The organism is Streptomyces mobaraensis (assembly GCF_020099395.1).
In the GTDB taxonomy this organism is placed as follows: Bacteria; Actinomycetota; Actinomycetes; order Streptomycetales; family Streptomycetaceae; genus Streptomyces.
The window spans coordinates 3,770,387-3,795,722 of the sequence record NZ_CP083590.1 but is presented as its reverse complement, the minus strand read 5'-3'; the positions used below and the strand labels follow the sequence as shown (position 1 = coordinate 3,795,722).

General features: G+C 71.0%; 24 protein-coding genes and 3 tRNA genes. 11 read left to right on the top strand and 16 right to left on the bottom strand.

Translation table 11 applies throughout. The features are described from left to right. Positions 1-413: 413 nt before the first annotated feature. From K7I03_RS16465 to K7I03_RS16455, 3 genes are all read right to left on the bottom strand, one after another. Positions 414-761, bottom strand: a complete 348-nt coding sequence (locus K7I03_RS16465) for a rhodanese-like domain-containing protein (RefSeq protein ID WP_185940329.1) — start codon at positions 759-761, stop codon at positions 414-416. 277 nt (positions 762-1,038) lie between these two features. Further along, positions 1,039-1,839, bottom strand: a complete 801-nt coding sequence (locus K7I03_RS16460; protein ID WP_185940718.1) for a hypothetical protein — start codon at positions 1,837-1,839, stop codon at positions 1,039-1,041. A gap of 38 nt (positions 1,840-1,877) precedes the next feature. After that, on the bottom strand, positions 1,878-2,909 hold the full coding sequence (locus K7I03_RS16455; RefSeq protein ID WP_185940330.1) for a hypothetical protein: 1,032 nt from the start codon (positions 2,907-2,909) through the stop codon (positions 1,878-1,880). Positions 2,910-3,002: 93 nt separating this feature from the next. On the opposite strand from K7I03_RS16455, the gene K7I03_RS16450 reads away from it, so the two are divergent. Continuing rightward, complete coding sequence (locus K7I03_RS16450; protein ID WP_185940331.1) at positions 3,003-3,437, top strand: MarR family winged helix-turn-helix transcriptional regulator; 435 nt, start codon at positions 3,003-3,005, stop codon at positions 3,435-3,437. A 185-nt stretch (positions 3,438-3,622) separates the two neighbouring features. Here K7I03_RS16450 and K7I03_RS16445 read toward each other — a convergent pair. Then, a tRNA-Leu gene (locus K7I03_RS16445) sits at positions 3,623-3,706 on the bottom strand. A gap of 453 nt (positions 3,707-4,159) precedes the next feature. On the opposite strand from K7I03_RS16445, the gene K7I03_RS16440 reads away from it, so the two are divergent. The 6 genes from K7I03_RS16440 to pknB all read left to right on the top strand — a co-directional run bounded on the left by K7I03_RS16440 (position 4,160) and on the right by pknB (position 12,344). After that, entirely contained in the window at positions 4,160-5,029 is an 870-nt protein-coding gene (locus tag K7I03_RS16440) for an FhaA domain-containing protein (protein ID WP_185940332.1), read from the top strand. A gap of 10 nt (positions 5,030-5,039) precedes the next feature. Next, positions 5,040-5,582 (top strand): FHA domain-containing protein FhaB/FipA, encoded by a 543-nt coding sequence (locus K7I03_RS16435; RefSeq protein ID WP_185940333.1) that lies wholly within the window; start codon positions 5,040-5,042, stop codon positions 5,580-5,582. 21 nt (positions 5,583-5,603) lie between these two features. Further along, on the top strand, positions 5,604-7,217 hold the full coding sequence (locus K7I03_RS16430; protein WP_398857327.1) for a Stp1/IreP family PP2C-type Ser/Thr phosphatase: 1,614 nt from the start codon (positions 5,604-5,606) through the stop codon (positions 7,215-7,217). A 38-nt stretch (positions 7,218-7,255) separates the two neighbouring features. Next, positions 7,256-8,668, top strand: coding sequence for an FtsW/RodA/SpoVE family cell cycle protein (locus tag K7I03_RS16425; protein ID WP_185940334.1), 1,413 nt, complete (start codon positions 7,256-7,258; stop codon positions 8,666-8,668). Then, positions 8,665-10,122, top strand: coding sequence for a peptidoglycan D,D-transpeptidase FtsI family protein (locus K7I03_RS16420; RefSeq protein ID WP_185940335.1), 1,458 nt, complete (start codon positions 8,665-8,667; stop codon positions 10,120-10,122). Before K7I03_RS16425 ends, K7I03_RS16420 begins: the two co-directional genes overlap by 4 nt. Before the next feature lie 155 nt (positions 10,123-10,277). Then, complete coding sequence (gene pknB / locus K7I03_RS16415) at positions 10,278-12,344, top strand: Stk1 family PASTA domain-containing Ser/Thr kinase (protein WP_185940336.1); 2,067 nt, start codon at positions 10,278-10,280, stop codon at positions 12,342-12,344. 73 nt (positions 12,345-12,417) lie between these two features. Here pknB and K7I03_RS16410 read toward each other — a convergent pair whose 3' ends face one another. From K7I03_RS16410 to K7I03_RS16390, 5 genes are all read right to left on the bottom strand, one after another. Next, complete coding sequence (locus K7I03_RS16410; RefSeq protein WP_185940337.1) at positions 12,418-13,140, bottom strand: class E sortase; 723 nt, start codon at positions 13,138-13,140, stop codon at positions 12,418-12,420. 32 nt (positions 13,141-13,172) lie between these two features. Beyond that, positions 13,173-14,459 (bottom strand): class E sortase, encoded by a 1,287-nt coding sequence (locus tag K7I03_RS16405; RefSeq protein ID WP_185940338.1) that lies wholly within the window; start codon positions 14,457-14,459, stop codon positions 13,173-13,175. Further along, the gene (locus tag K7I03_RS16400) at positions 14,456-15,094 is read right to left on the bottom strand and encodes an aminodeoxychorismate/anthranilate synthase component II (protein WP_185940339.1); all 639 of its coding nucleotides are present in this window, start codon (positions 15,092-15,094) and stop codon (positions 14,456-14,458) included. The genes K7I03_RS16405 and K7I03_RS16400 overlap by 4 nt, the downstream gene beginning before the upstream one ends. Before the next feature lie 4 nt (positions 15,095-15,098). Beyond that, positions 15,099-15,287, bottom strand: a complete 189-nt coding sequence (locus K7I03_RS16395) for a hypothetical protein (protein WP_185940340.1) — start codon at positions 15,285-15,287, stop codon at positions 15,099-15,101. A gap of 121 nt (positions 15,288-15,408) precedes the next feature. After that, complete coding sequence (locus tag K7I03_RS16390; RefSeq protein WP_185940341.1) at positions 15,409-16,191, bottom strand: DUF881 domain-containing protein; 783 nt, start codon at positions 16,189-16,191, stop codon at positions 15,409-15,411. Between the two features lie 136 nt (positions 16,192-16,327). On the opposite strand from K7I03_RS16390, the gene crgA reads away from it, so the two are divergent. Beyond that, positions 16,328-16,582, top strand: a complete 255-nt coding sequence (gene crgA, locus K7I03_RS16385) for a cell division protein CrgA (RefSeq protein ID WP_004939905.1) — start codon at positions 16,328-16,330, stop codon at positions 16,580-16,582. 319 nt (positions 16,583-16,901) lie between these two features. On the opposite strand, the gene K7I03_RS16380 is transcribed toward crgA, so the two are convergent. Both K7I03_RS16380 and K7I03_RS16375 read right to left on the bottom strand, forming a co-directional pair. After that, positions 16,902-17,762, bottom strand: a complete 861-nt coding sequence (locus K7I03_RS16380; RefSeq protein ID WP_185940342.1) for a rhomboid family intramembrane serine protease — start codon at positions 17,760-17,762, stop codon at positions 16,902-16,904. A 109-nt stretch (positions 17,763-17,871) separates the two neighbouring features. Then, positions 17,872-18,399: a peptidylprolyl isomerase gene (locus tag K7I03_RS16375; protein WP_185940343.1), complete on the bottom strand. Its 528-nt coding sequence runs from the start codon at positions 18,397-18,399 to the stop codon at positions 17,872-17,874. Between the two features lie 227 nt (positions 18,400-18,626). Here K7I03_RS16375 and K7I03_RS16370 point away from each other — a divergent pair, with 227 nt between their 5' ends. Next, on the top strand, positions 18,627-19,313 hold the full coding sequence (locus K7I03_RS16370) for a DUF5324 family protein (RefSeq protein WP_185940344.1): 687 nt from the start codon (positions 18,627-18,629) through the stop codon (positions 19,311-19,313). Between the two features lie 98 nt (positions 19,314-19,411). Here the strand turns inward: K7I03_RS16370 and K7I03_RS16365 are convergent. Further along, positions 19,412-19,484: transfer RNA gene (locus K7I03_RS16365), tRNA-Ala, on the bottom strand. Positions 19,485-19,601: 117 nt separating this feature from the next. Between K7I03_RS16365 and K7I03_RS16360 the strand changes: the two genes are divergently transcribed. Together K7I03_RS16360 and K7I03_RS16355 are read left to right on the top strand one after the other, a co-directional pair. Continuing rightward, on the top strand, positions 19,602-20,147 hold the full coding sequence (locus K7I03_RS16360) for a helix-turn-helix domain-containing protein (RefSeq protein WP_004939854.1): 546 nt from the start codon (positions 19,602-19,604) through the stop codon (positions 20,145-20,147). A 9-nt stretch (positions 20,148-20,156) separates the two neighbouring features. Next, entirely contained in the window at positions 20,157-21,326 is a 1,170-nt protein-coding gene (locus tag K7I03_RS16355) for a serine/threonine-protein kinase (protein WP_185940345.1), read from the top strand. A gap of 115 nt (positions 21,327-21,441) precedes the next feature. Here the strand turns inward: K7I03_RS16355 and K7I03_RS16350 are convergent, their stop codons facing one another. The 4 genes from K7I03_RS16350 to gyrA all read right to left on the bottom strand — a co-directional run bounded on the left by K7I03_RS16350 (position 21,442) and on the right by gyrA (position 25,298). Beyond that, positions 21,442-21,576 (bottom strand): DLW-39 family protein, encoded by a 135-nt coding sequence (locus K7I03_RS16350; protein WP_003958712.1) that lies wholly within the window; start codon positions 21,574-21,576, stop codon positions 21,442-21,444. Between the two features lie 183 nt (positions 21,577-21,759). After that, a tRNA-Ile gene (locus K7I03_RS16345) sits at positions 21,760-21,833 on the bottom strand. An 84-nt stretch (positions 21,834-21,917) separates the two neighbouring features. Then, positions 21,918-22,661: a DUF3566 domain-containing protein gene (locus K7I03_RS16340; RefSeq protein ID WP_224347078.1), complete on the bottom strand. Its 744-nt coding sequence runs from the start codon at positions 22,659-22,661 to the stop codon at positions 21,918-21,920. 3 nt (positions 22,662-22,664) lie between these two features. After that, complete coding sequence (gene gyrA, locus K7I03_RS16335) at positions 22,665-25,298, bottom strand: DNA gyrase subunit A (RefSeq protein WP_185940347.1); 2,634 nt, start codon at positions 25,296-25,298, stop codon at positions 22,665-22,667. Positions 25,299-25,336 lie beyond the last annotated feature (38 nt).

Here is a 25,336-nt window from a genome sequence, read left to right as displayed (position 1 = left end):
CAGTGCGGGCGAGCGGCTCCGGCCGTCACCCGAACCCCGCGTTCGCAGAGGGACGGAAAGCCTTTCCGTATCCGGCGCCCGCCCGAGCGGGACCACCCCGCAGACCCGGTCGACGGCAGCCACCGACCCCACGACAACGCCCCAGTGCCGGAAGCCGGCCATGCCGCGCCTCCGCGATCAGCGGCGCTGCGGGCGGACCCGGGCACGTGCCCCGGGTCACCGCGGCGAGAGGCAGCCGACTCCGGCTCCGCGACTCCCGCTGTCGGGGCCGCACCGGTCCTTGCCGCGCCACCGGCCCATCGATCAACGATGCGGTCGGCGGGACGCGGTCGCACGGCGGTGACAGCACCCGGACTGCGACCCCTGGCCCCGCGCCGCACCGGCCGCGGGACTCCGTGGCGCCAATCCCTGCGTCAGATCACCGCGCCCGGGCCCCCGCCGGACGCGACGACCGGACGGCCCGCGGCCTCCCACGCCTGCATGCCGCCGCCGACGTTCACCGCGTCCATGCCCTGCTGCACCAGATAGGCGGTGACCTGGGCCGAGCGGCCGCCCGAGCGGCAGATCACGTTGATCCGGCCGGCGTCGGGCGCCTGCTCCGTGAGCTCGCCGAAGCGCGCGGTGAACTCGCTCATCGGGATGTGCAGGGCGGCCTCGGCGTGCCCGGCCTCCCACTCGTCGGCCTCGCGCACGTCCAGCAGGAAGTCGTCCGCCGCGAGCGCGCCGACCTCGACCGTGGGAACCCCGGAACCAAACATCATGGGCCCGACGCTACCCGACCGCCGGGCTCCCCTACCGACCAGTACCGCCCCAATACCGCCGCTGCCACCGCCCGCCGGATCCCCTGGACCATTGCCGTCGCCGCTACCCGGCCAGCGGATCCTCCCCACCGGCCCGGCCCGCTGCCCGGGGACCGGCCCGGTGGCCCAATCCTGGTCCGGCTCGCGCGGCCACTATCCGGCCGCCGGGACCCCGGCCTCGCCCGGCCTCCGACCCCTGGCCCCCGACTCCGCGCCCGGTCGCCCGGCGCCGCCGCCGCTACCCGACCAGCGAGGCCAGCCGGGTCTCGCGCTCGGCGATCTGCGCCAGCAGCCCGCCCGCGATCTCGTCGAGCAGCCCGTCGGGGTCCTCCGGCGCCATCTTGATCATGGCGCCGATCGCCGAGGACTCCAGCTCGGCGGCCAGCTCCGCCAGCAGTTCCTTGCGCCGGGCCAGCCACTCCAGCCGCGCGTAGAGCTCCTCGGCGCGGTCCGGGCGCCGCTGCCCGGGGACGGGCCCGGCGGCCCACTCCTCGGCCAGCTCGCGCAGCCGCTCCTCGTCACCCGCCGCGTACGCCTCGTTGACCCGGACGACGAACTCCTCGCGCCGCCGCCGCTCCCCCTCCTCCGTGGACAGGTCGGGGTGGGCCCGGCGGACGAGGTCGCGGTACGCCTTGCGGGCCGCGTCGCTGGGCCGGACGCGCTCCGGCGGCCGGACCCGCTGCCCGGTGAGCATGGCGGTCGCCTCGGGCGACAGCCCGTCGGAGTCCATCCAGCCGCCCAGCAGCTCCTCGACGTCCGGCATCGGCTGCACCAGCGCCCGCGCCTCGCGCGCCCGCCGCAGGTCGTCCGGGTCGCCGGAGCGGGCGGCGACGGCCTCGGCGATGCGCGCCTCCAGCTCGTCCAGCCGCCCGTACAGCGGGCCGAGCCGCTGGTGGTGGAGCCGGGAGAAGTTCTCCACCTCCACCCGGAACGTCTCCACCGCGATCTCGAACTCGATCAGCGCCTGCTCGGCGGCCCGCACGGCCCGCTCCAGCCGTTCGGTGCCCGGTTCGGCCGGCACGTCGGTCTCCGGATTCATCACCCGCCCAGCCTACGAGCTCCGGCCCCCCTCCCGCCTCAGACGCCGACGGCTTCCTCCATCTCCTCCTCGGCCTCGGCCCGGGCCGCCGCGGCCGCCCGCAGCCCGCGCCGGCGCTCCACCGCCCAGGCGGCACCCAGCACCACGAGCCCCACGGCCAGCCAGACCAGCAGCGTGGCCACATGGCCGCCCAGCCCGGAGTGGCCGAAGTAGACGAGGCTGCGGGTGCCCTCCACAAAGCCCGCGCCGTTCCAGAATCCGTGCAGCCCGGCGAAGAACCCGTTCTGCAGCTCGGGCCGGAAGACACCGCCGGCGCTGGTGAAGTTCAGCATCACGAACAGCACCATCACCCCGAGCGTGGTCCACCGCTTGAGGAAGGTGTGCAGCCCGGTACCGACGAAGAGCACACCCGCCGAGTACAGCCACGACAGGCCCCACAGCCCCCACAGCCCGTGGTCCACCAGGTTGAAGACGGGCCCCGCCAGCACCACGCCGATCACGCTGACCACGAGCGACGTCGCGGCGGCCAGCACGGCCCGTATCCGCAGCGCCAGCGCTCCGCCGGCCCCGCCGATCACCGCGACGGAGGCGTAGGAGCCGATGCTGAGCGCGACCAGCAGGAAGAAGATGCCCTGCCCGGTCGGGTCGCCTTCGGAGGGCGGCACCACGTCCGTCACCTTCAGCGGGGCGTTCTGCCGGGCGGCGACGGGCGTGAACACCTTCTGCACCGCCGACGCCGTGGTGTCCGAGCCGGCCGAGGCGATCAGCAGCTCCGGCGCCCGCCGGTCGGGGACATAGGCGCCGAAGACGTCCTGGTCCTTCAGCTCCCGGACGGCCGCCGCGCGGTCGGCGACGGTGTGGACGGACAGCTTGTCGCCGGCCCGCTCCCCGATCGCGCCGGCCAGTCGCTCCGCGCCGGGTCCGGAGCCGACGACCGCCACCGGCAGTTCGTGCGGCGTCGGGTCGGCGAAGGCGCCGAGGTAGGCGAGTCCCATGCCGACGCACATCAGCAGTGGCGTCAGCAGATGGGTCAGTACATGCCGGAGCGCGGCGCGCGTCGCGGGCCTCATGGGCACCCCTCTCCAGGATGATCAAGATGGTTGGCTTATACAACTTTCACGTTCAGTTGTACTATACAACCAAACGGGCAGGAAGGGACTTCCGTGGCACATCGAGCCGATCACCTCGACACCATCCAGCGGGAACTGACCGCCTTCGCACGCCGCGCCCGCGCCGCCGCGGCCCGGCTGCACCCCGAGCTGTCGCTGGTCTCGTACACCCTGCTCGCCCACCTCCAGGACCAGCGGGGCTGCCGGGCCACCGACCTCGCCACGCACTACCTGCTCGACAAGTCCACGGTCAGCCGGCAGGTGGCGGGCCTGGAGCGGCTGGGCCTCGTCGAGCGCCGCGCCGACCCCGACGACCAGCGGGTGCAGGTCCTGCACCTCACCGACCGCGGCACCGAGGTCCTGGACCAGGTCGCGGCCAGCCGCCGCACCGCCTTCGAGAACCGCCTCGCCGACTGGGACGAGGCCGACCTCGCCCGGTTCGCGGGCTACCTGCTGCGCTACAACGCCTCCGGGACGGAGGGGGATTGATCACCGCGCCCGGCAGGCGGCCCCGTTGAGAGATACGGCACAGGGGCACCCGGCACCCCGGCGAACACCGGACGGCCAGACCACCGGACGGCCACCGGGAAACCGGCCGGCCACCCGGCAAACAGAAGAACGGGCAAACAGAAGAACGGGCCCCGTCGTTTTCACGACGAGGCCCGTTCTCACGGTGCGCGAGGGGGGAGTTGAACCCCCACGCCCTTTCGGGCACTGGAACCTGAATCCAGCGCGTCTGCCTATTCCGCCACCCGCGCATTGGGTGTGTCTTCCGGCTTCCGCTCTCTCCCCGGACTTTCGTCCGGTTCGCGGCGCGTCCGCCTTCCGACATGCAGAACATTAGCACGCTCGGGAGGGTGCCTTCACACCCGTTGTCCACCGCCCGCCCCCCGACCGCCCCCGGCCGGTCACCGGGGTACCGGCGGGGACCCCGCCGGTTGCGGGACACTGGCCTCCGGGCGCCTCTACGATCCCCCGTGGAGGATCCCGGCAGGACCGGAGGACCCCGACAGGACCCGGGGGATCCCGGCGGGAACCCGCAGGACCGCACGGAACGCGGAGGGAAACACGGCACGGACGCGGGGGCGACACTCGTCACTCCTGGCGCCGAAGGGGAACCAGCCGTTTTCCCGGCGCGTGGATACGATCAGTAAGCAGTATCAGGAACGGCACCGGGCATCACAGGCGTCACCGAGGGAAGGAGGTGCCCCGTGGGAGTACTGAAGCGCTTCGAGCAGCGACTCGAAGGTCTCGTGAACGGCACCTTTGCCAAGGTGTTCAAGTCCGAGGTCCAGCCCGTGGAGATCGCGGGCGCACTCCAGCGGGAGTGCGACAACAACGCCACCATCTGGAACCGTGACCGCACGGTCGTTCCCAACGACTTCATCGTGGAGCTGAGCGGCCCGGACTACGAGCGGCTGAGCCCCTACTCCGGCCAGTTGGGCGACGAGCTGGCCGGCATGGTCCGCGACTACGCGAAGCAGCAGCGGTACACCTTCATGGGGACCATCCAGGTCCACCTGGAGAAGGCGGACGACCTCGACACCGGTCTGTACCGCGTCCGCAGCCGCACCCTCGCGGCCAGCGAGTCCCAGGAACCTCAGGCACAGCAGGGCCACCAGGCCCCCCACGCTCCGTACGGCGGCGGCGCTCCCCGCGGCGGCGGCCCCTCCCCCGTCACCCAGGGCGGCGGCTACCCGCCGCAGCCTTCCGGCGCCCCGCCCATGCCGTCGTCCCCGCCGCCCGGCGCGGCCCGTCCCCAGCCCCGCGCGGGCGGGCCGGGAGCCGGCGCGGCGGAGCGGACGCGGCGCTGGATCGAGATCAACGGCGCCCGGCACCAGATCTCCCGTCCGACGCTGGTGCTGGGCCGCAGCACCGAGGCGGACGTCCGTATCGACGACCCCGGCGTCTCCCGCAGGCACTGCGAGATCCGGGTCGGCACCCCCGCGACCATCCAGGACCTGGGGTCGACCAACGGCATCGTCGTGGACGGGCAGCACACCACGCGCGCTACGCTCCGCGACGGCTCACGGATCGTCGTGGGCAGCACCACCATCGTTTATCGGCAAGCCGAAGGGTGAAGCGGGGGCAATGTCAGAGCTGACCCTCACGGTCATGCGGTTGGGTTTCCTCGCCGTACTGTGGCTGTTCGTCATCGTGGCCGTGCAGGTCATTCGCAGTGATCTGTTCGGCACGCGGGTGACCGCGCGCGGCTCGCGCCGCGGCGGCGACGGACGTCCGGCGCAGCGGGCGGCCCAGCAGGCCACCCCGCCGCCGCAGCGCCAGCAGTCCGGCGGGCGCCGGGGCGCGGGACGCGCCGAGAGCCGCGGCCGCCGCGGCGCCCCCACCAAGCTGGTGATCTCGGAGGGCACGCTCACCGGCACCACGGTGGCCCTGCAGGGCCAGACCATCACCCTCGGCCGCGCCCACGACTCGACGATCGTGCTGGATGACGACTACGCCTCCAGCCGGCATGCCAGGATCTATCCCGACCGCGACGGCCGCTGGATCGTCGAGGACCTCGGGTCGACCAACGGCACCTATCTCGACCGGACCCGGTTGACCACCCCGACCCCGATCCCGCTCGGCGCGCCGATTCGCATCGGCAAGACCGTCATCGAGCTGCGGAAGTAGTAGGACCATGACGACCGGAGGGTGGGCAGCGAGGTGGGCAAGGGGCTGTACCCGGAGCCGACGGGCGAGGTGCGCATGAGTCTGACACTGCGTTTCGCCGCCGGATCGCACAAGGGCATGATCCGGGAAGGCAACGAGGACTCCGGTTACGCCGGCCCCCGCCTGCTCGCCATCGCCGACGGCATGGGCGGCCAGGCCGCGGGCGAGGTGGCCAGCTCCGAGGTGATCTCCACCCTGGTGACGCTGGACGACGACGTCCCGGGTTCCGACCTGCTCACCTCGCTCGGCACCGCCGTCCACCGCGCCAACGAGCAGTTGCGCGTGATGGTCGAGGAGGACCCGCAGCTGGAGGGCATGGGCACCACGCTCACCGCCCTGCTGTGGACGGGCCAGCGGCTCGGCCTCGTGCACGTCGGCGACTCCCGCGCGTACCTGCTGCGCGACGGCGTCCTCACCCAGATCACCCAGGACCACACCTGGGTGCAGCGGCTGGTGGACGAGGGCCGGATCACCGAGGAGGAGGCCACCACCCATCCGCAGCGCTCGCTGCTGATGCGCGCGCTGGGCAGTGGCGACCACGTCGAGCCGGACCTGTCCATCCGCGAGGTGCGGGCCGGCGACCGCTATCTGATCTGCTCCGACGGCCTCTCCGGCGTGGTCAGCCACGAGACGATCGAGGAGCGGCTGGCGAGCTACCAGGGCCCGCAGGAGACGGTCCAGGAGCTGATCGAGCTGGCCCTGCGCGGCGGCGGCCCGGACAACGTGACGGTGATCGTCGCGGACGTCCTGGACGTCGACGGCGGGGACACCCTCGTCGCCCAGCAGCACAGCGACACCCCGGTGGTCGTCGGCGCGGTCGCCGAGAACCAGTTCCCCACGGGGGACAACGGCGCCATGCAGACCCCGGCCGGCCGGGCGTCCGAGCTGGGCCGCACCCCGCCGCCGGACCCGGCGGGCGGCGGTTTCGGCCCGCCCGGCAGCGGTCCGGGCGGCGACGCGGCCCCGGCCGGCGAGTTCGGCGCCTTCCACGACGACTACGACGAGAGCGGCGTGGAGACCGGCAAGCCCCGCCGGCGCGGGGGCTGGGTCAAGCGCTCGCTGATCATCGCGGTGGTGCTCGGCGTCGTCGGCGGCGGCCTGTACGGCGGCTACCAGTGGACGCAGACGCAGTACTACCTGGCGGCCAAGGACAACACCCATGTCGCCCTCTACCAGGGCATCGACCAGGACCTCGCCTGGATCAGCCTCAGCAAGCTGTACCAGGACCACCCCGAGATCGAACTCAAGTACCTGCCCGTCGACCAGCGCGGCCGGGTGGAGGACACGATCGCGGTGAGCAGCCGCGCGCAGGCGGAGCAGAAGGTCAAGGACCTCGGCACGCTGGCGAGCGCCTGCAAGAAGAAGGACGAGCAGCAGAAGGCCGAGCGCCGGCAGCGCGAGAACCAGAAGGCCGAGACGCCCAAGCCCGACACCGGCAAGCCCGACGCCGGGAAGCCGTCGGGCAAGCCCACCACCCCGGCGGCCGGTGCGGGTTCCGGCCTCGCCCTCCAGGCCGCACCGACCCCGGCGCCCGGTCCCACCCTCAGCGAGGAAGAGCAGAAAGTGGCAGCGCAGTGCAACGGCTCCCAGCAGTAAGGCTGTAGGGGGCCAGCGACGTGTCAGCCATCTCACCCATGCCGAACACCAACACCACCACCGTCAGCACGGCGGGCCAGCCGAGCCGGCGCAACACCGAGTTGCTGCTGCTCGCCTTCGCCGTCATCCTCCCCTGTTTCGCGTACGCCAACGTGGGCCTGGCGCTGGACGGCGAGATGCCCTCCGGCATGCTCGGCTACGGCATGGGCCTCGGCCTGCTCGCCGGTGTCGGCCATCTCGTGGTGCGGAAGTTCGCGCCGTACGCCGACCCGCTGCTGCTGCCGCTGGCCACGGTCCTGAACGGGCTGGGGCTGGTCATCATCTGGCGGCTGGACCAGTCCAAGCGCCTCCAGGCGTCCAAGACGTTCGCGCCGGCCGCCACCAACCAGCTGCTGTTCTCGGCGCTGGGCATCGCGCTGTTCGTGGCCGTGGTGATCTTCCTCAAGGACCACCGGGTCCTCCAGCGCTACACGTACATCTCGATGGCCGTGGCGCTGGCCCTGCTGATCTCCCCGCTGTTCTTCCCGGCGAAGTTCGGCGCCCGTATCTGGATCACCGTTCCCGGTCTGGGCAGCCTGCAGCCGGGTGAGTTCGCCAAGATCGTGCTGGCGGTGTTCTTCGCCGGCTATCTGATGGTCAAACGGGACGCGCTGGCCCTGGCGAGCCGCCGGTTCATGGGCATGTACCTGCCGCGCGGCCGCGACCTGGGCCCGATCCTGGCCGTCTGGGCGTTCAGCATCCTGGTCCTGGTCTTCGAGACGGACCTCGGTACCTCGCTGCTGTTCTTCGGCATGTTCATCGTGATGCTCTACGTCGCGACCGAGCGCACCAGCTGGATCGTCTTCGGCCTGCTGATGTCGGCGGCGGGCGCGGTGGGCGTGGCCTCCTTCGAGACCCACGTGCAGCAGCGTGTCCAGGCGTGGCTCGACCCGCTGGGCGAGTTCCTGATGAGCAAGAAGGGCATCGGCGGCCACTCCGAGCAGTCGATGCAGGCCCTGTGGGCCTTCGGCTCGGGCGGGGTCTCCGGCACCGGCTGGGGCCAGGGCAACTCGGACCTGATCGGCTTCGCCGCCAACTCCGACTTCATCCTGGCCACCGTCGGCGAGGAGCTCGGCCTGGCCGGTCTGATGGCCGTCGTCCTGATCTACGGCCTGATCGTGGAGCGTGGCGTGCGTACCTCGCTGGCCGCCCGCGACCCGTTCGGCAAGCTGCTGGCCATCGGCCTCGCCGGCGCGTTCGCCATCCAGGTGTTCGTGGTGGCCGGCGGTGTCACCGGGCTCATCCCGCTGACCGGTATGACGATGCCGTTCATGGCCCAGGGCGGATCCTCCGTGATCGCCAACTGGGCGCTGATCGCCATCCTGATGAAGATCAGCGACGCGGCGCGCCGCCCGGCACCCACCCCCGTGAGCAACCCAGACGCCGAGATGACCCAGGTGGTCCGACCGTGAACAAGCCCGTGCGCCGGATCGCGATCTTCTGCGGACTCCTCGTCCTCGCGCTGATGATCCGCGGCAACTGGCTCCAGTTCGTCAAGGCCGACGAGCTCAAGAACGACAAGAACAACATGCGGGTCAACATCGCCCGCTACAGCCAGCCCCGCGGCAACATCATCGTCGACGGCCAGGAGATCACCGGCTCCAAGGAAGTCAACGGGATCAACTACAAGTACAAGCGCACCTACAAGAACGGCGAGATGTGGGCGCCGGTGACCGGCTACAGCTCGCAGGTCTACAAGCCCACCCTGCTGGAGGGCGTCGAGGACAAGATCCTCACCGGTGACGACGACCGGCTGTTCTTCAACCGGACGATCGACATGATCACCGGCAAGGGCAAGAAGGGCGGTGACGTGATCACCACCCTCAACGCCAAGGCCCAGGAGGCCGCCTTCAAGGGGCTGGGCAACAAGAAGGGCGCGGTCGCCGCCATCGACCCGCGCACCGGCAAGATCCTGGCGCTCGCCTCCACCCCGTCGTACGACCCCTCGCGGATCGCCGGGGCCAACGACGGCGACGCCTGGACGAAGCTCAACGACGACAAGAACAAGCCGATGCTCAACCGGGCGCTGCGGGAGACCTACCCGCCCGGTTCGACGTTCAAGGTCGTCACCGCCGCCGCGGCCCTGGAGAACAACCTCTACAAGGACGTCGACGAGAAGACGAACTCGCCCAAGGGCTGGACGCTGCCCGACACACGGAACCTGCCGCTGCCCAACGAGACGACGATGCCCTGTGACAACGTCTCGATGCGCGCGGCCCTCCAGTGGTCCTGCAACAGCGTCTTCGGCAAGATCAGCGCGGATCTGGGCAACCAGAAGATGATCGAGCAGGCGAACAAGTTCGGCTTCAACAGCGACGACCTGCAGATCCCGGTCGGCGTCTCCAAGAGCGTCTACCCCAAGGACAACCGCCCGCAGAACGCCATGGCCGGCATCGGCCAGGCGTCCAACCGCGCCACCCCGCTCCAGATGGCCATGGTGGCCGCCGCCGTCGCCAACAACGGCAAGCTCATGGAGCCGTACATGGTGGACAAGCTGCGCGCGCCCAACCTGAACGTCATCGAGACGCACCAGCCCAAGGAGATGAGCCGGCCGCTCAGCCCGGAGCACGCCCAGACGCTGCAGAGCGCGATGGAGACGGTCGTCGAGGAGGGCACCGGCACCTCGGCGAAGATCGACGGCGTCAAGGTCGGCGGCAAGACGGGTACCGCCCAGCACGGTGTGGACAACAGCGGCAACCCCTACGCGTGGTTCCTCTCCTACGCCAAGAAGGGGGACGGCTCGCCGGTGGCCGTCGCGGTCGTCATCGAGGGCTCGAACACGATGCGCGACGACATCGCGGGCGGCAAGCTGGCCGCGCCGATCGCCAAGAACGTCATGGAGGCGGTGCTCAACTCCTCCAAGTGAGCCCCGGCACGCACCGGCGTCGCGCGCCGGTACCAGGTACGTATCGGGTGCCGGTCACGCCCGGGTGCCGTACGGGACGCCGGGTACGGTAAGCGCGAACAGCACACCGCCGGACCCACGTCGGTGCGGTCGGGAAGAACGGAAGGGCTGGAGCTATGGAAGAGCCGCGTCGCCTCGGCGGCCGGTACGAGCTGGGCTCGGTGCTCGGCCGTGGTGGCATGGCCGAGGTCTACCTCGCCCACGACACCCGGCTCGGCCGCACCGTCGCCGTGAAGACGCTCCGGGTGGACCTCGCCCGGGACCCGTCCTTCCAGGCCCGGTTCCGCCGTGAGGCCCAGTCGGCCGCCTCGCTGAACCACCCGTCCATCGTCGCGGTCTACGACACGGGCGAGGACTACGTGGACGGGGTCTCGATCCCGTACATCGTCATGGAGTACGTGGACGGGTCCACCCTCCGCGAGCTGCTCCACTCCGGCCGCAAACTGCTGCCCGAACGTTCGCTCGAAATGACGATCGGGGTGCTCCAGGCGCTGGAGTACTCCCACCGCGCGGGCATCGTCCACCGCGACATCAAGCCCGCCAACGTCATGCTGACCCGCACCGGCCAGGTCAAGGTCATGGACTTCGGCATCGCCCGCGCGATGGGCGACGCCGGCATGACCATGACCCAGACAGCGGCCGTGATCGGCACCGCCCAGTACCTCTCCCCGGAGCAGGCCAAGGGCGAGCAGGTGGACGCCCGCTCCGACCTGTACTCGACGGGCTGCCTCCTCTACGAACTGCTCACCGTCCGGCCGCCGTTCATCGGCGACTCGCCGGTCGCGGTCGCGTACCAGCACGTCCGCGAGGAGCCCAACCCGCCGAGCGCCTTCGACCCCGAGATCACGCCCGAGATGGACGCCATCGTCCTGAAGGCGCTGGTCAAGGACCCGGACTACCGCTACCAGTCGGCCGACGAGATGCGCGCCGACATCGAGGCCGCCCTGGAGGGCCGCCCGGTGGCCGCCGCGGCCGGCTACGGCGCCATGGGCGCGGTCGGCTACGGCGGCGAGGACCAGCCGACGGCCATGCTCGGCCGGCACGACCCGAACGCCGCCGGGCAGACGTCCATGCTGCCGCCCGTACGGGACGGCGGGGGCTACGGAGGCGGCGGGTACGGCGGTTACGACGAGGGCGGGGACGGCTCCGGCCACGGCGGCAACGGCCGGAAGAAGAGCAGCCTCTCGACGATCCTCCTGGTGGTCGCGGGCATCCTGGTGCTCGTCGGCGCGATCTTCATCGGGAAGTCGCTGTTCAGCGGGGACGGCAAGAGCGGTGAGGTCACCGTGCCCAACCTGATCGGCGAGAAGCTCGACTCCGCGCAGAAGCAGGGCGAGAACGTCGAGCTCAAGGTCGTCGACAGCGGCAAGGCGGTCAACTGCGACGCCGACAAGGGCAAGGTCTGCGAGCAGAACCCCAAGCCGGGCGCCAAGGTCGAGCGGAACAGCGAGGTCACGGTCTCGCTGTCCAAGGGGCCGGCCAAGGTCGAGGTCCCCAACGTCCTGCACATCCAGTTCGACAAGGCGAAGAAGCAGCTGGAGGACAAGGGCTTCACGGTCCACCGCAGGGAGGAGCAGACCGACGAGGCCACGGCCGGCACCGTCATCAAGCAGAACCCCGACGCCAACGAGCAGGCCGAGAAGGGCGCGGAGGTCACCCTCACCGTCGCCACGGCCGTCCCGACGAAAACCGTCCCGCCGGTGGTGGGTCAGCAGTTCGACGCGGCCAAGAAGCAGCTTGAGGACAACGGGTTCGAGGTGTCCCGGAAGGACGTCGACGACACCGCCCCGGCCGGCCAGGTAACCGCCCAGTCCCCGCAGGGCAGCACCGCGGCCTCGCCCGGCTCGACGGTCGAACTGACCGTCTCCAAGGGCCCGCAGGACGTCGACGTCCCCAACCTGGCCAACATGCCGCTCAAGGACGCCAAGAAGGCCCTGGAGGACGCGGGGCTCAAGGTCGGCACCATCATGGGCCCGAACGACGACAAGGCCGTCGTGCAGACGTCCATGCCGCTCCCCGGCGGCAAGGTGAAGAAGGGCACGGCGGTCAACCTGTTCACTCGCGCGGGCACTCCCGGCACCGACATCGGCGGCGCCAACCAGGGCGGCGACAACCAGGGGAACCCCGGCGGCAACGACCAGGGCGGCCCCTTCGGCGGCTTCCTCGAAGGCCGCCGGCACTGATCCCATAGGGCACACAGGAGCCCCGGCACCGCCTTCTTAAGGAGGGCGGCGCCGGGGCTCCGTGCTTCCGGTCTTAGCCCCGGAGCTCCTTCGGCGGCGTCCGCTTCTCGTCGACCTTCTCCGTCCGCGTCAGCTCCGCCCAGACGACGTAGCGGTAGTCGGAGGTGTAGATCGGCGTACAGGTCGTCAGCGTCAGGTAGCGGCCCGGCACGGTCTTCCCGGACTCCCGGGGCACCGGGTCGAGGACCTTCACGTTGAACCGCGAGGTCTGCTTGAGCTCCTTGTAGACCGTGTAGACGTACCAGGTGTCCCGGGTCTCGAAGACGACCGGGTCGCCGTCCTTGATCTTGTGGATGTTGTGGAACTTGGCGCCGTGTCCGTCCCGGTGCGCGGCCAGCGTGAGGTTGCCCTGGCCCTCCCAGGGCAGGGTGGCCTTCACCGGTTTGCGGTAGTAGCCGGCCACGCCCTCGTTGAGCACCGAGCTGCCCGTGCCGGGCTTCACCAGTACCTCGCCCTTGCCCATGGCGGGCACGTGCAGGAAGCCGACCCCGTCCTTGGTGTCCAGGGCGCCCGGCCCCTTCCGCGCCCAGTTCTCGCGCACCTGGGCGCCCTGCCGCTTCGCCTCGCGGTCGGCTATCACGTTCGTCCACCACAGCGAGTAGACGACGAACAGCGCCAGCAGCACGCCGGCGGTGATCAGCAGTTCGCCGATCACGCCGACGGTGGCGGCTATCCGGCCCCGGGTACGGCCGCGCCGCGGTGGCGCGCCGTCGGTCAGCTCCTCGGTCTCTGCCACAGCCCGCCCGTACCCCGTTCCCCTGCCGTCCGTCAGTCGACGAGCGCGTCCGGCTTGCCCTTCGCGCGCGGGCGCTCGTCCACCATCTTGCCCCACACGATCATCCGGTACGTACTGGTGAATTCGGGGGTGCAGGTGGTCAGGGTGATGTACCGGCCCGGTCCCGTGAAGCCCGAACCCTGCGGCACCGGGCGGATGACCCCGACGTTCGCCGGTGACGTCTGGTCCAGTCGGCTCGTCATCTCATAGGTGTAGAAGGCGCTCTTCGTCTCCACCACGATCTTGTCACCGGGCTGCAGCCGGTTGACGTAACGGAACGGTTCGCCATGGGTGTTGCGATGACCCGCGAGCGCGAAGTTGCCCTGCCGGTCCCAGGGCATCGCGGTCTTCAGCGGCCCCTTGCCGTAGTGCCCGACCATGCCGCGGTCCAGGACCTTGTGCTTCCCGGTGCCCTCGGCGATCGGGGCCTTCACGTCGAGCTTGGGGATGTAGATGATGGCGAAGCCCTCGCCGGGCGAGAACGCGCCCGCGTCCCGGTCCGTGCCGCCGTCCCGGGCCCAGCTCCTGCGGAGGTCCTTCGCCGCGCCGCCGGCCTGCTGCTGGGCGATGACGTTCGTCCACCACAGCTGATAGGCGACGAACAGCAGCATCACCACACCGATGGTGATGAACACTTCGCCCAGCAGCCGGCTGACGACCACCCCGAGGCCGTCCTTGCGTGCCCGTTCCGCCCGCCGGGCCGCGCGGCGCCGCTCCGCCCGCCCGCCGGCCGGAGGAGCCGTGACCGACGGGGCCGGAGGAGCCGCCGTCCGGCGCAGCGGCATTGTCGCGTCGTCCTCGGGCGGCAGCGGCAGGGCGCTGCCCTGGGACTGCGGGGGGACGCCCACCGGGGCTTCGGGCGGGAGGGGCCGGGAGACGGCCTGGTGCGGCGTCTCGGGAGGAAGGGGCCGGGCGACGACCCGTCCGGCGTTCTCGGGCGGCAGCGGCCGGGAGACGCCGGGGGACCAGGCGGCAGGCGCCGACGACCAGGGCCCGGCGGCCCGCTCGCCCGGCACGTACTCGTACGGGTCGTCGGCCGGAACGTTCCGCCCGGGCCCGTACGGGCCGGTGGACGACGCGTCGCCGTACGGTCCGGTGGCCGACGCGGGCCCCCCGTACGGGCCCGGCTCGCCCGCCCCTTGCCCATGCGGCCCGTCGGCCGGCTCGCCCTGTCCGTACCCGTACGGGTCCGCGGGCGGCCGGGGGTCCGCCGGCGGGGGCGCGTACCGCTCCGGCGCCGGCGCCCCCCAGGGGTCCCGCTCGGGGCGGAGCCCGTTCACTCTCCGGCCTTGCCCACCACCGGGGCGAGCCCGGCCGACCGTTCCACCGCCCCCGTGTCGCCGCAGGAGACGAGCCAGTTGGCGAGCATCCGGTGCCCCCACTCGGTGAGCACCGACTCGGGGTGGAACTGCACGCCCTCGACGGGGAGGTCGCGGTGGCGCAGGCCCATGGCGACGCCGCTCTCCGTCCAGGCGGTCATCTCCAGCTCGTCCGGCCAGTTCTCCCGCGCGACGGCGAGGGAGTGGTAGCGGGTGGCGGTGAACGGCGAGGGCAGGCCCTGGAAGACGCCGGCGCCCTGGTGGCTCACGGACGAGGTCTTGCCGTGCAGCAGCTCGGGCGCCCGGCCGACCACCCCGCCGTACGCGACGGCCATGGACTGCATGCCCAGGCAGACGCCGAAGACCGGCACCCCGGTGGACGCGCAGTGCCGCACCATGTCGATGCAGACTCCGGCCTGTTCGGGCGCTCCGGGGCCGGGGGAGAGCAGCACCCCGTCGAACCCGTCCTGCGCGTGTGCCGGTTCGACCTCGTCGTTGCGGCGCACCTCGCACTCGGCGCCGAGCTGGTAGAGGTACTGGACCAGGTTGAAGACGAAGCTGTCGTAGTTGTCCACGACGAGGATGCGCGCGCTCATCGCGTCACCGCCATTCCGTTGCCGGTGTCGGCAGGCTGTCGTTCACCGTCACGTCGTTGAACGGCAGCAGCGGTTCGGCCCAGGGGAAGACGTACTGGAAGAGGACGTAGACGACGGCCAGCACGAGGACCACGGAGATCAGGGCCTTCACCCACGCGTTGCCCGGCAGATGACGCCAGATCCAGACGTACATGCTGTCCCTACTTGCCGACGGGGATGGTCTTTGCCGGACCAGAGTAAGGGGCCGCACCCGTGCGCGGGGCGCAGCCGGGCAAACCCCGGCGCGGAGTTCCCGCCGGGCGCGCGGGGGCCCGTCAGCCGGCCGGCTTGGCGTAGTGCAGCTCCACCGCGCCGGTGTAGCCGGGCAGGGTCACCTTGTCGTGCTGGTCGACCTTCCAGCCGAGGCCGTAGGCGGCGACGTACTGCTGGTAGTTCTGGATGGTGGGCGAGGTGTCCAGGGCCTTGCGCAGCCGGCCGCGGTCACCGACGGCGGTGATCTTGTAGGGCGGGGAGTAGACGCGGCCCTGGAGGATGAGGGTGTTGCCGACGCAGCGGACGGCGCTGGTCGAGATCAGCCGCTGGTCCATCACCTCGATGCCCTGGGCGCCGCCCTGCCAGAGGGCGTTGACGACGGCCTGGAGGTCCTGCTGGTGGATGACCAGGTCGTTGGGCTGGGGCTGCGGGACGCCGGGGAGCTTGGCGGTGGCGTTGGGCGGGGCGTCGGTCAGGGTGACCGTCAGGCCGGTGCCGCCGATCTCCCGGGTGCCGGCGGCGTCGCCCAGGGCGGCCAGCCGGCGGGCCTCGGCGGTATCGCCGCCGGAGTCGCGGCCGGCGAGGGAGTCGACCTCGGCGCGCAGGGTGGCGGCGCTCCGCTCCAGTTCGCCGTTGCCCTTGCTGCGCTGCTGGATGAGGTCGGACAGCCGGAGCATGGAGGCGTCGGTGCGGATGTCGGTGCCCTTGGCGGTGTTGAAGCTCATCCAGAAGATGAGGCCGGCGAGGGCGAAGACCGCGGCCGTCAGCAGCCGTACCGGGCGGAATCGCCGGGGAGGGCGGTGGCCGGGCGCTGCGTCGCTGGTGGAGACGGCAGAATTGCTCAACGTACCCTTGTCCTCTCCGACGCCGCTGAAGCACTACGCTAACGGACGCCCGGGGGGAGGAAGCGCTCCCCGACGCGGCCGACCAGCCCTTGTACCCCCAGCGCGGTTACGCAGCGCATCGACAGGAGAGTTCCTCGTGCCGAAGTCACGGATCCGCAAGAAGGAAGACTTCACGCCTCCGCCGGCGAAGCAGCAGAGCATCAAGCTGAACAGCGGGCGGCGGTGGGTGGCTCCGCTCATGCTGGCGCTGTTCCTGATCGGGCTCGCGTGGATCGTCGTCTTCTACGTGACGGGCAGCGACATGCCCATCGAGTCCCTGCACAACTGGAACATCGTGGTCGGCTTCGGCTTCATCGCGGCGGGGTTCGTGGTCTCCACCCAGTGGAAGTAGCGGGTCGGAGCGGGGGGCCGGAGTAGCGGTCCGACCCGGTTATCCACACCCTCATCCACAGTGGGGAAAAACTCAGAAGATCTGTGGATAACTTCCTCGGCGTTGACGCCGGTGTGACTGTTCGCGATCCCTGTGGATCGTCGGCCACATCGGCGTCCGTCGTCATACTCGCAGGTCGGAGGCGGTTCGTCCCAGGCCGGAGGCGGCTTTCCCCCCGTCCTGCACACCGGTCGGCCGATGCTGTGGACAACTCCCGGCGCACTGATGTGGGTGACGGGGGCGGGCGACGGTCCGGGGCCGGAGCCCCGGAGGGCCTCCCCTAGGTCAGCTCGGCCGTCCTGACGACCACCGTCACCAGGATCGCCACCAGCGCGGCCCCGCAGGTCAGCCACTGCACCAGCGCCCGCCGCGCGCGGGGCGCGTGCACCATGCCGTACGCCACCAGGGCACCCACCACCAGGCCGCCGATGTGCGCTTCCTTGGCGATGTTGTTCCAGGTGAAGGTGAAGATCAGGTTGAGCACGAGCAGCGCCATCACCGGCCGCATGTCGTACTTCAGCCGGCGCATCAGCACGGCGGTGGCACCCAGCAGGCCGAAGATCGCGCCCGAGGCGCCGTACGACCGCCCGCCCGGGTCGACCATCAGATAGGTGAGCGCGCTGCCGCCGAGCCCCGACAGCAGATAGAGCGCCAGGTACCGGGCCCGGCCGAAGGCGGCCTCCAGCGGGGGGCCCAGCCACCAGAGCGACAGCATGTTGAAGCCGATGTGCATCACCGACTCGTGCAGGAACAGCGAGGTCAGCAGCCGGTACCACTGGCCCTCGGCGACGCCCTCGCCGTCCTGGTACGGGTCGCGCCCGATCAGCTCCAGGGTGCCGACGACGTCCTGCCCCTTGACCATCACCGCGATCCAGATCGCGAGGTTGATGCCGAGCAGCACCTTGGTCACCAGAAAGGGGTCACCGGGACGTTCGACGGACCCCGCGGCCGTACGCGGGGCGGTGTCCTGCCGGTCGTCCCCCCGGCCGGGGCCGGAGCCGCCGCCCGAGCACTCGGGGCAGTGGAAGCCGACCGAGGCGTTGACCATGCAGTCGGGACAGATCGGCCGTTCGCAGCGCGTACAGCGGATGCCCGTCTCGCGGTCCGGATGCCGGTAACAGCAGACGGCCTGGTCGTTCATGCTCTCCCCTCGCCCCTGTGGCGGTCCCGGGCACCGCCGTTGCCGAGCAGGGCCCCGCCCGTCTTACGGACGGGCGGGGCGCCGGGTTCCCCGCGTACGCGAACGGTCCTCAGCGGGACTCGATCACGACGCTCTCGATGACGATGTCGTTCACCGGACGGTCGGTGCGCGGGTTGGTCTGGGTGCCCGCGATGGCGTCCACGACCTTCCTGCTCGCGTCGTTGCTGACCTCGCCGAAGATGGTGTGCTTGCCGGTCAGCCAAGCGGTCGGGGACACGGTGATGAAGAACTGCGAGCCGTTGGTGCCCGGGCCGGCGTTGGCCATGGCCAGCAGGTACGGCTTGTTGAACGCCAGGTCGGGGTGGAACTCGTCCTTGAACTCGTACCCCGGACCGCCGGTGCCGTTGCCCAGCGGGTCACCGCCCTGGATCATGAAGCCGCTGATGACGCGGTGGAACACCGTGCCGTCGTACAGCTTGTCCGTGGACTTCTTTCCGGTCGCCGGGTGGACCCACTCGCGCTCGCCCTTCGCGAGCTCGACGAAGTTCTTGACCGTCGTCGGGGCGTGATTCGGCAGGAGCCGGATCTCGATGTCCCCCTGGTTGGTCTTCAGGGTCGCGTAGAGCTGCTCGGCCACGATCTACCTTCCATAGTCTGCACTGACAGCCACCGATCCTCGCACGGACCGGGGTCCGGCGAGTAACGCCCAAAGCCCCGCGCGCGGCGGCGAACCATGGCATTGTCGAGCCGGAGGCCCGTTGACCCGGATGCCCCTCCGAACCTGCCGGACCGCCCCTGGACAGGCATGATTTCCCACTGGGTGGAAAGGCGACAGTCCAGTACGCCACCGAGGAGGAGGTTCTCGTGACCCGCAAGGACAGCGTGCGCGCCGCGACCAGCACCGCCAAGGACAGCGTGCGCCACGCGGCCGAAGTGGTGGCGCCCTACGCCGGCACGGCCAAGGACGCCGCCGTGCACTATGCGCACGAAGCCCGCGTCCGGCTCGCCCCCAAGGTGGCCGAGGCCGCCCACCAGGCGCGCTCCCAGTACGACGCGCACCTGCAGCCCCGGATCGATCACGCCCTCGAGGTGCTGCCGCCCAAGGTCAACCAGGCCGCCGCCCGGGCCCGCGCCGCCGCCGAACCGGTCCGCGACGAGGCCGTCTCCCGCGGCACCGCCGCGCTCGCCGTGCTGCGCGGCCAGGTCCCGGCGCAGGACGTGGAGCGCCTGGGCCGCAAGCGCTCCCGCCGCGGCCGGGCCGGCCGGGTGGCGAAGCGGCTGGCCTTCGCGGGCCTGCTGGTGGGCGGCGCCGTCGCGGCCTGGCGGTGGTGGGACAAGCAGGCCAACCCGGACTGGCTGGTCGAGCCCCCGGCCGCCACCGAGATCGCCGACCGCCCCCACCTCACCTCCGTCGACGGCAGCGGCGACCGCTCCCCCCTCGACCCGGAGGTCCAGGCCAAGCAGGCCGAGGCGGAAGCGGCGTCCGCCGAGGACGAGAAGGCCACCGAGGACCGGGCGGGTGACGGGAAGAAGGAGGACGACCCCTCCTAAGGAGGACGACCCCTCCCGAGGCACCGGCCCCCGGCCCCGCCCCGGACGTCAAAAAATCCCCTCCGACCGCGTCGACGCAGGTCGGAGGGGATTTTGCGTGGAGCCTAGGGGAGTCGAACCCCTGACATCTGCCATGCAAAGACAGCGCTCTACCAACTGAGCTAAGGCCCCTCGGAGCACCAGGGTACCCGGTGCCGGCAGCAGGGCCGACCAGGTATCGCCGCGTCCCGCCACTCTCCGTAGGATGCACCGCAAGATTCGCGGCAGCGAAGCGAAGGGGAGAGCGAGATGGACGCAGCACAGCAGGAAGCCACCGCCCGCGCACGAGAGCTGCAGCGGAGCTGGTACGGGGAGCCGCTGGGGGCGCTCTTCCGCCGGCTGATCGACGATCTCGGTCTCAACCAGGCCCGGCTGGCCTCCGTACTGGGCCTTTCGGCGCCCATGCTCTCGCAGTTGATGAGCGGTCAGCGGGCGAAGATCGGCAACCCGGCGGTGGTACAGCGCGTCCAGGCCCTCCAGGAGCTCTCCCACCAGGTGGCCGACGGCAGTGTGAGCGCCGCGGAGGCCGCGGAGCGGATGGAGGAGGTCAAGCGGAGCTCCGGCGGCTCTGTCCTCAACTCCACGCAGACCACGGCCAGCAGCGGCGCCCCGACCGTCAAGCGGGTGGTGCGCGAGATCCAGTCGCTGCTGCGCTCGGTGGCCGCCGCCGGCGACATCATCGAGGCGGCCGGCACGCTCGCCCCCACCCACCCCGAACTGGCCGAGTTCCTGCGCGTCTACGGCGCCGGCCGGACCGCAGAGGCGGTCGCCCACTACGAGGCCCACCAGAGCTGATCCGCCGCGATGGGGGAGGTCCTCGCCGGGCGCTACGAGCTGGTGGACCCCATCGGACGCGGTGGGGTGGGGGAGGTCTGGCGGGTCTGGGACCGGGTACGGCGGCGGTACGCGGCGGCGAAGGTGCTCAAGCAGAGCCACGCCCACACCCTGCTGCTGCGCTTCGTCCGCGAGCAGGCGCTGCGCATCGACCATCCGCATGTGCTGGCCCCGATCAGCTGGGGCGCCGACGACGACCGGGTGCTGTTCACCATGGACGTGGTGCACGGCGGCTCAGTCGCCCATCTGATCGGCGACTACGGGCCGTTGCCCGCGCGATTCTGCTGCGCGCTGCTGGACCAGTTGCTGGACGCGCTCACCGCGGTGCACGCGGAAGGCGTGGTGCACCGGGACATCAAACCCGCGAATCTGCTTTTGGAGGCGACCGGGACCGGTCCCCCGCATTTACGGCTCTCCGATTTCGGCTGTGCGATGCGGAAGGGCGAACCGCGGCTCACCGAGACCAACTATGTGATGGGAACGCCGGGTTACTTCGCGCCCGAGCAAATGGCGGGTGAGGAACCGGACTTCCCCGCCGATCTGTTCGCCGTCGGACTGGTCGCGCTGTATCTGCTGACCGGGCGGAAACCGGACGCCGGCGCCCTCGTCGGCCGGTTCCTCACCGAGGGCGCGCCATCCGTGCCGCCGGCCCCGGACGAGGTCCCGGCGGCGCTGTGGGACGTCCTGGCCCGGCTGCTGGTCCCCGACCCGGTGCTGCGCTTCCGGAGCGCCGCCGAGGCCCGTACGGCCCTGGCCGCGGCCGTGCCGCTGCTGCCCCCGCCGGTCGCCGGGGAGGAGCCGGTCGAGGTCTTCGACCAGATCGGTCCGCTGCCTCCCGGCTTCGGCCCCGAAGGCCCTGAGCGCCCTGAGACCCCTGTGCGTCCTGGGACCCTTGCGGCCCACGAGCCGGCGCCCCCTCACGGCCCCTTGGGCGCCCCACCGCGGCCCGCACCGCCCCCGATGCCGCCCACGCCCCCGCAGCCCGTCGTACTCCCCCTGACGGCGGCCCCCGACGGCCGTGTACGCCGCCGCGCGCGCCCCCGGCGGCCGGCGCCGCCGTCACACTCCACGGCCGCCGTGGTGCTGGTGCTGGCGTTGCTGTGCCTCGCGGTGGGGGTCTGGGCCCTCTCCCGCACCTGATCCGGGCACTTCACAACTGCAATCATTTTATTCGCGTTAGCGAATTGGGGTGGTGGTGAAAACAACGGAGCCCCGGCCGTCGTACCGGCCGGGGCTCCGCGTAGAACTCGTCGTCTCACACACCCGAACCTGCGGGCACGGAGTCGGTCGCCTCCGTCCACAGATCCTGCTCGGCGCGATCCGCCTGGATCTGGCGGTACACGAGGAGCCCGCCGATGGCGGCCAGTGCGACCAGGAGCAGCTTCTTCACCGCGCGACCTCGTCTTTCCTTGACGTAAGGGGACTCTGGTGGCCGATGATACACACCGGCCGATACCGATCGGTGACCTGTATCGGACCTTTGTCGGACCGCCCCGGCGCTCGTGGACGACTTGTCCGGAAAAGCCGATCGGCCCGGCCGGAGATTTCTCTCCGTCCGGGCCGATCGGGCCGGTGGGGCTAACAGGACTTGAACCTGTGGCCTCTTCCTTATCAGGGAAGCGCTCTAACCGTCTGAGCTATAGCCCCGCGCTGCACCGAAAGATTAGCGCACTTGGGGCCCAGTCCCAAAATCGCCCGGCCTCCCCACCCCGGCGGGCCGTTCCGCGAGGGCTATTCGTCCTCGGCGAGGGTCAGCTCGACGCCGCCGACGAAGGACGCCGAGAGGTTGTAGACGAAGGCGATGAGGGTCGCCAGGGCGGTCGCCAGGACCACCTCGATGACCGCGATCACGACGGTGAACATCAGGACGCGCGGCAGCGACAGGAACGACTGGAGGTCGAAGCCGCCGCCCTCCCCCGAGGTGGCGTCGCTGATGGTGCCGCCGACGGCGGAGAAGACCCCCATGGCGTCCAGGACCAGCCACAGCACCGTGACCGCCACGATCGTGCAGACGGCCAGGGCGAGCGACAGCAGGAAGCTGACCTTCATCACCGACCACGGGTCGGCCTTGGCCACCCGCAGCCGCGCGGAGCGGGTGCGGGGCGCCGCGGCGGCCGGCGCCGCCTGGGCGGGCACCTGCCGGGACGCGGACGGGGCGGTGGCGGTCCCCGCGGGCTTGCTCATGCTCTTGGTGCCCCCCTTGGCGGCGCCCCCGGCGCCCTTGCCGGCCTTGGACGCGGTGCGCTCGGCCGGCGGCTCGTAGGCCTTCGGCGGGTGGTACGGCTTCGGGCCCTTGGTCTCCGTCATGGAGTCCCCCCTGTCGGCGGCGGTGGTGTCGCTCCCACCCGGGGAGTCTGCCCCGTCCGCGCCGGCGCCACGGGCACCGTCCTTGCCGACCGCGGTGCTCGACGAAGCACCGGCACCGCGTCGCTTGGCGTCCGCACCGCTTGCCGCGGTGCCCGTGGCTCGACTCACGACCTACTCCTCGGTGTCCTCGACCGCAGGCTCCGTGCCTCCGGCCACCTCGGGCCCCCCGCCCCCGGCCTCGGCCGACGTGTCCTCGTCGACCTCCTCGGCCTCTCGGCCGGCCTCGGCGTTCCTCGCGATGCCCACGACGGCGTCGCGCTTGCCCAAATTGATCAGTTGGACGCCCATGGTGTCACGCCCGGTTTCCCGCACTTCGTCGACCCGGGTCCGGATGACACCACCGCTGAGGGTGATCGCGAGGATCTCGTCGGTCGCCTCCACGACCAGGGCGCCGACCAGCGATCCCCGGTCCTCGACGATCTTCGCGGCCTTGATTCCGAGGCCGCCGCGGCCCTGGACGCGGTACTCGTCCACGGCCGTGCGCTTGGCGTAGCCGCCGTCGGTGGCGGTGAAGACGAACGTGCCCGGACGGACGACGTTCATCGACAGCAGCTCGTCACCCTCGCGGAAGCTCATGCCCTTGACGCCGGAGGTGGCCCGGCCCATCGGGCGGAGCGAGTCGTCCGTCGCGGTGAACCGGATGGACTGCGCCTTCTTGCTGATCAGCAGCAGGTCGTCGTCGGCCGACACCAGCTCGGCGCCGATCAGCTCGTCCTCGCGGCCGTCGTCCATCGCCCGCAGGTTGATGGCGATGACTCCGCCGGAGCGCGGGGAGTCGTAGTCCTTGAGCGAGGTCTTCTTCACCAGGCCCGACTTGGTGGCCAGCACCAGGTAGGGCGCCGCGTCGTAGTCGCGGATGGCGAGGATCTGGGCGATCTGCTCGTCCGGCTGGAAGGCGAGCAGGTTGGCCACGTGCTGGCCGCGCGCGTCCCGGCCGGCGTCCGGCAGCTCGTACGCCTTGGCCCGGTAGACCCGGCCCTTGTTGGTGAAGAAGAGCAGCCAGTGGTGGGTGGTGGAGACGAAGAAGTGGTCGACGATGTCGTCCTGCTTCAGCTTGGTGCCCCGCACGCCCTTGCCGCCGCGCTTCTGCGAGCGGTAGTCCTCGGTCTTGGTGCGCTTGACGTAGCCACCGTTGGTGATGGTGACGACGATGTCCTCCTCGGCGATCAGGTCCTCGATGGACATGTCACCTTCGAAGGGCACCAGCTTGGAGCGCCGGTCGTCGCCGAACTTCTCGACGATCGCCGTCAGTTCCTCGCTGATGATGCCGCGCTGGCGCTCCGGGGAGGCCAGGATCGCGTTGTACTCGTTGATCTTCGCCTGGAGTTCGTCGTGCTCCGCGACGATCTTCTGCCGCTCCAGGGCCGCCAGCCGGCGGAGCTGCATCTCCAGGATCGCGTTGGCCTGGATCTCGTCGATCGACAGCAGGCCCATCAGACCCTCGCGGGCGACGTCGACGGTGTCGCTGCGCCGGATCAGCGCGATGACCTCGTCGATGGCGTCCAGCGCCTTGAGCAGACCGCGCAGGATGTGGGCGCGCTCCTCGGCCTTGCGCAGCCGGAAGCGGGTGCGCCGGACGATGACCTCGATCTGGTGGGCGACCCAGTTGCGGATGAACGCGTCCAGCGACAGGGTCCGCGGCACACCGTCGACCAGGGCGAGCATGTTCGCGCCGAAGTTGGTCTGGAGGTCGGTGTGCTTGTAGAGGTTGTTGAGGACGACCTTGGCGACGGCGTCCCGCTTGAGGACGATCACCAGGCGCTGGCCGGTCCGGGACGAGGTCTCGTCGCGGACGTCCGCGATGCCGCCGATCTTGCCGTCCTTCACCAGGTCGGCGATCTTCTGCGCGAGGTTGTCCGGGTTGACCTGGTAGGGCAGCTCGGTGACCACCAGGCACTGGCGGTTGTGGATCTCCTCGACCTCGACCACCGCGCGCATGGTGATCGAGCCGCGGCCGGTGCGGTACGCCTCCTCGATGCCCTTGCGGCCGACCACGAGGGCGCCGGTCGGGAAGTCGGGGCCCTTGATCCGGTCGACGAGCGCGTCGAGCAGCTCCTCGGGGGTGGCCTCGGGGTTGGCCAGGTACCACTGGGCGCCCTCGGCGACCTCGCGCAGGTTGTGCGGCGGGATGTTGGTCGCCATGCCGACCGCGATGCCGGCGGAACCGTTCACCAGCAGGTTGGGGAAGCGCGACGGCAGGACCGTCGGCTCCTGGTTGCGGCCGTCGTAGTTGTCCTGGAAGTCGACGGTCTCCTCGTCGATGTCCCGGACCATCTCCATGGACAGCGGCGCCATCTTGCACTCGGTGTACCGCATGGCCGCCGCCGGGTCGTTGCCCGGCGAGCCGAAGTTGCCGTTGGAGTCGACCAGCGGCATCCGCATCGACCACGGCTGGGCCAGCCGGACCAGCGCGTCGTAGATGGAGGCGTCACCGTGCGGGTGGTACGTACCCATGACGTCGCCGACGACGCGGGCGCACTTGTAGAAGCCCTTCTCGGGCCGGTACCCGCCGTCGTACATCGCGTAGAGCACACGCCGGTGCACCGGCTTGAGGCCGTCCCGGACGTCGGGCAGCGCACGCGAGACGATGACGCTCATCGCGTAGTCGAGGTAGGAGCGCTGCATCTCCGTCTCGAGCCCGACGGGCTCGACGCGCATCCCGACGCCCTCGATGGTGGCGGGCTGCCCCTCGGGCGTGGTGCCGTCCGGGGTCACGGGCGTGTCAGGGGTCATCTCGTCGGCCATTGGTGTTCAAAGTCCTTTCGAGCCGCGGCTGTTCGTGC